Source organism: Streptomyces sp. SID14436 (assembly GCF_010548465.1).
Lineage (GTDB): Bacteria > Actinomycetota > Actinomycetes > Streptomycetales > Streptomycetaceae > Streptomyces.
Genome location: NZ_JAAGMD010000350.1, coordinates 1 through 4794, shown reverse-complemented (window position 1 = coordinate 4794; position 4794 = coordinate 1). Strand labels below are relative to the sequence as shown.

At 75.0% G+C, this 4794-nt stretch carries 4 protein-coding genes and 1 pseudogene; 1 reads left to right on the top strand and 4 read right to left on the bottom strand.

The window, feature by feature from the left end:
• From G3I53_RS12515 to G3I53_RS12500, 4 genes and pseudogenes are all read right to left on the bottom strand, one after another.
• Positions 1-391, bottom strand: a pseudogene (locus G3I53_RS12515) (ATPase); the annotation flags it as partial.
• Positions 388-1065, bottom strand: coding sequence for a uracil-DNA glycosylase (locus G3I53_RS12510; RefSeq protein WP_164333815.1), 678 nt, complete (start codon positions 1063-1065; stop codon positions 388-390). The pseudogene G3I53_RS12515 and the gene G3I53_RS12510, both read right to left, overlap by 4 nt.
• Before the next feature lie 73 nt (positions 1066-1138).
• Positions 1139-2224, bottom strand: a complete 1086-nt coding sequence (locus tag G3I53_RS12505; RefSeq protein WP_203591752.1) for a sialidase family protein — start codon at positions 2222-2224, stop codon at positions 1139-1141.
• A 162-nt stretch (positions 2225-2386) separates the two neighbouring features.
• Positions 2387-4117 (bottom strand): DNA alkylation response protein, encoded by a 1731-nt coding sequence (locus tag G3I53_RS12500; RefSeq protein ID WP_203591753.1) that lies wholly within the window; start codon positions 4115-4117, stop codon positions 2387-2389.
• A gap of 74 nt (positions 4118-4191) precedes the next feature.
• On the opposite strand from G3I53_RS12500, the gene G3I53_RS12495 reads away from it, so the two are divergent.
• Positions 4192-4794: PaaX domain-containing protein, C- domain protein (locus G3I53_RS12495; RefSeq protein WP_164438342.1), on the top strand; the 603-nt coding region annotated here is incomplete at its 3' end.

Sequence of the window (4794 nt, the reverse complement as noted above, 5' to 3'; positions counted from 1 at the left end):
CGACATAGGCGGTGACCGCGTCGGCCGCCAACGCCACCCGCCGCACCCCCAGTTCACGGGCCAGCGCGCCCGGCAGCTCGGCGCGCAGCGCGCCACCCAGGCTGGCCATGCCGGCGGCACCGACGACGGCCGTCTCCAGCCGGCCGATGTCCGCCCCGGCCGCCAACGGCCTGACCAGGGCCAGCAGTTGTGCCATGAAGTGGTCCGGGTCGATGCCCCGGTCGCCGGTCCGCACCGGTTCGGTGGACGCGTCCCGGGTCAGCGGGCCGCGGCCGGCCGTGCCGACGACCACGCGCAGCCCGGAGCCCCCGCTGTCCACGGCCAGGAACCCCGGCCCCGCGGGCGCCGCGCCCGCCGCCGTCGGCGTGTCCCCGGTCCGGGTGCCGGTCACGGCAGGCGCCAGTCCACCGGTTGTCCGCCCTGACGGATCAGCAGGTCGTTCGCCCGGCTGAACGGGCGGGACCCGAAGAAGCCGCGGTCGGCGGACATCGGCGAGGGGTGCGCCGACTCCACGGAGGGCAGGTCGCCCAGCAGGGGACGGCAGTTGCGGGCGTCCCGGCCCCACAGGATGGACACCAGCGGCTTGCCGCGCGCGGCCAGCGCCCGTATCGCCTGCTCGGTGACCTCCTCCCAGCCCTTGCCGCGGTGGGCGGCCGGTCTGCGCGGGGCGGTGGTGAGGGCGCGGTTGAGCAGCAGCACACCCTGCTCCGTCCACGGGGTGAGATCGCCGGTGGAGGGCTGCGGCAGGCCGAGGTCCTGGTGCAGCTCCCGGAAGATGTTGATCAGGCTGCCCGGCAGCGGCCGCACGTCCGGCGCGACCGAGAAGGACAGCCCGACGGCGTGCCCCGGGGTGGGGTAGGGGTCCTGTCCGACGATCAGGACGCGTACCTCGTCGAAGGGTTGCTGGAAGGCGCGCAGGACGTTCGCCCCGGAGGGCAGGTAGGTGCGTCCGGCGGCGATCTCCGCGCGCAGGAAGTCCCCCATCTCCGCGATCCGCCCGGCCACCGGTTCCAGGGCCTTCGCCCAGCCCGCTTCGACGATCTCATGCAAGGGTCGTGGTGCCACGGGCGTCACCCTACTGCCGTAACGGCGGCGGTGATCAACCGATGGCCAAAGCCGCCGGACGCGGCCCGGCGGCTCATCCGACGACCGCGGCCCGCACGCACAGCACGTCCGGCAGGTGCTCGGCCAGTCGGCTCCAGCTGTCGCCGTCGTCGGCGGACGCGTACACCTCGCCGTTGCGGTTGCCGAAGTACACGCCGGCCGGGTCGGCGCCGTCGTGGCACATCGCGTCCCGCAGCACCGTGCCGTAGTGGTCGCCCTCGGGCAGTCCCTTGGCCAGCGGCTCCCAGCTGCGGCCCGCGTCGGCCGTCCGGTAGACCCGGCAGCGCCGTCCGGCCGGCACCCGGTCGGCGTCGGCGTTGATCGGGAACACGTAGGCGGTGTCGCCGCGGCTCGGGTGGGCGACCACGGCGAAGCCGAAGGTGGACGGCAGGCCCTCGCCGATGTCCGTCCAGTGCGCCCCGGCGTCGTCGCTGCGGTACACGCCCCAGTGGTTCTGCAGGTAGAGGCGGTCCGGGTCGGCCGCGTCCCGGGCCACCTTGTGCACGCACTGCCCGAACTCGGGGTTCGGATCGGGCAGGAACACCGCGGAGACCCCCGAGTTGGACGGATCCCAGGTGGCGCCGCCGTCCAAGGTGCGGAAGACGCCCGCCGTCGACACGGCGACGGTCACCGCGCGGGCGTCGCGCTCGTCGGTCAGGACGGTGTGCAGCCCCTCGCCGCCACCGCCCGGCATCCACCGGGAGCGGGTCGGGTGCTCCCACAGCGGGCGGACCAGCTCGAAGGTCTCCCCGCGGTCCTCCGAGCGGTAGAGCGCGGCCGGTTCCGTGCCCGCGTAGACGACGTCGGGCTCGGCAGCGGCCGGGTGCAGCTGCCACACGCGCTCCAGCGAAGCGCCCGTGTCCTTGGGGAACTTGACCGCGGGACGGGTGGGCTCGGTCCAGGTCCGGCCCAGGTCGTCGGAGTGGAACACGGACGGGCCCCAGTGGGAGCTGTCGCCGCCGGCCAGCAGCCGCGGGGCCGGGCCCCGGGTGTCGATCGCGACCGAGTACACGGCCTGCGCGTTGAAGTAGGGACTGTCGTCGAACTCCCAGGTGCCACCCCGCCGGCGCCCGATGAACAGGCCCTTGCGGGTGCCGACGGCGAGCAGTACCTCGGTCATGCCGATCACCTCCGCGGCGTCATCCCCGACGCCTTCGCTCGAACACGGGCCAGTCTGCACCCGACCACTGACAGTCACCTCTGGATCAGGCGACGTGGCTGGTCAGTGCGGTGTGCCGAGCCGTGCGGAGCAGAGCGGGGGGGCCGCCCGTGCCCCGCGCCGTCAGGCGCCGGCCGGCAGGGCGCGCCCGAGGATCGCGTCGACGGGGGCCGAGGCGGGCAGCGTGCCGAAGGCGTGGCCCCAGTCGCCCCCGAGCCGGGTGGCGCAGAAGGCGTCGGCGACCGCGGCCGGGGCGTGACGGACGAGCAGGGAGCCCTGCAACGCGAGCGCCATGTCCTCGACCAGCCGGCGCGCCCCCGCCTGCGACCCCTCGGCCACCCGGTCCTTCAGCCGGTCCACGGCCGCGTCCAACCGGGCGTCCGCGCCCCGGCTGAGCGCGAGTTCGTCGAACAGGGCCTGGCCGGTGGCGGTGTCCCGGCCGAGCGCCCGCAGCACGTCCAGGGCGTTGACGTTGCCCGACCCCTCCCAGATCGACAGCAGCGGGGCCTCCCGGTAGTGCCGGGGCATGCCGGAGTCCTCGACGTAGCCGTTGCCGCCCAGGCACTCCAGGGCCTCGGCGGTGAAGGCGGGACCGCGCTTGGTCACCCAGTACTTGCCGACGGCGGTCGCGATCCGGCGGAACGCGGCCTCCCCTCTGTCCCCGCGCACCGCGCGGTCCGCCGCGCCGGCCAGCCGCAGCGTCAGGGTGGTGGCGGCCTCCGACTCCAGCGCGAGGTCGGCCAGCACATTGCGCATCAGGGGCTGGTCCACCAGGCGGGCCCCGAAGGCGCTGCGGTGACGCGCGTGGTGACCCGCCTCGACGAGCGTCTTGCGCATCAGCGCGGCCGACATCATCACGCAGTCCAGGCGGGTGCAGTTGACCATCTCGATGATGGTCTTCACGCCCTGCCCCTCGGGGCCGACCAGCCAGGCCACGGTGCCGTCGAACTCGGGCTCCGAGGAGGCGTTGGACCGGTTGCCCAGCTTGTCCTTGAGCCGCTGGATGCGGAACGTGTTGCGGGTGCCGTCGGGCAGGACGCGCGGCACCAGGAAGCAGGACAGCCCTCCCGGGGCCTGGGCCAGGACCAGGAAGACGTCGCACATCGGGGCCGAGGTGAACCACTTGTGCCCGCGCAGGGTGTAGACCCCGCTCTCCGAGGTCGGCGTGGCCGCGGTCGTGTTGGTGCGGACGTCGGAGCCGCCCTGCTTCTCGGTCATCCCCATGCCGGCCAGCAGCCCGCGCTTGTCGGCCGGCACCCGCAGGCCGGGCTCGTACTCCCGGCTGGTGAGCAGGGGTTCGTAGACCGCGGCCAGTTCCGGCTGCCGGCGCAGGGCGGGCACCGCCGCGTAGGTCATGGACGTCGGGCAGCCGTGGCCCGCCTCCGTGTGCCCCCAGACCAGCCCGCCCGCGGTGCGCACCACGTGGGCGCCCGGCCGGTCGTCCGCCCAGGGGGCCGCGGCCAGTCCTTCGGCGACGGCGGTGCGCATCAGGTGGTGCCAGCTGGGGTGGAAGTCCACCTCGTCGACGCGGTGTCCGTACCGGTCGTGCGTGCGCAGTTCGGGCGCGTGGCGGTTGGCCTGGTCGCTCCACTCCTGCACCTGAGCGCTGCCCGCCAGCAGCCCCAGCCGCCGCACGTCGTCCTCGGCCCAGCCCGCGCCCTCGCGCCGCAGCCCCTCCAGCAGGGCGGGGTCGTCGGAGGCGTCGTAGGGGGTCAGGGGGCCGGGCTGGTTGGTGACGTCGTGGGTCGTCGCCCCGCCGCGGTGTCCGCCGTCCGCCCCGGGCGCGCTCACGCGCGTGCCGCCCCGCTCCTCGGCCGTCCCCTGCTGCTGTTCGTCCGCCCATGTGGTCGCCATGGACCGAGTGTTGCACTTCTCCTACGGTTGCAGCAATAGTGCAACAGGAGGGCGGCGCCGTAGAGTACCCACCCATGCGGACGAACGCCCCGGACCAGCCCGGCGACCTGCCGCCGCGGCCCCTGTCCGCGCGCTCGGTCGTCCTGAGCCTGCTGCTCGGCACGCATCCGCCGGAGCTGTCGGCGCGGGACCTCGGGCGGCTGGTGGAGGGGTTCGGCGTCGGCGGGTCCACGCTCCGGGCCGCCCTCAGCCGCATGGTGGCCGCCGGCGACCTGCGGCGCACGGACACCGGCTACCGCCTCAGTGACCGCCTGCTCGGCCGTCAGCGACGCCAGGACGACGCCCTGCGGCCGCACACGCGCGTGTGGCACGGCGACTGGGAGATGGTCGTGATCACGGCCACCGGACGCGGCCCCGCCGAACGCGCCGACCTGCGCACCCGGCTGACCGCCCTCCGCCTGGCCGAACTCCGCGAGGGTGTCTGGCTCCGGCCGGACAACCTCGAACGCTCCCTGCCCGGGGAACTCGACCGGGTCGCCGAACGCTGCACCGCCCGCCCGGACCGCCCCGCCGCCGACCTGGCGGCCACGCTGTGGCCCCTGGACGCCTGGGCCCGGACCGCCCGGTCGCTGCTGGCCCACACCGGCCGGGCCGAGCACCCGGCCGACCGCCTCGCG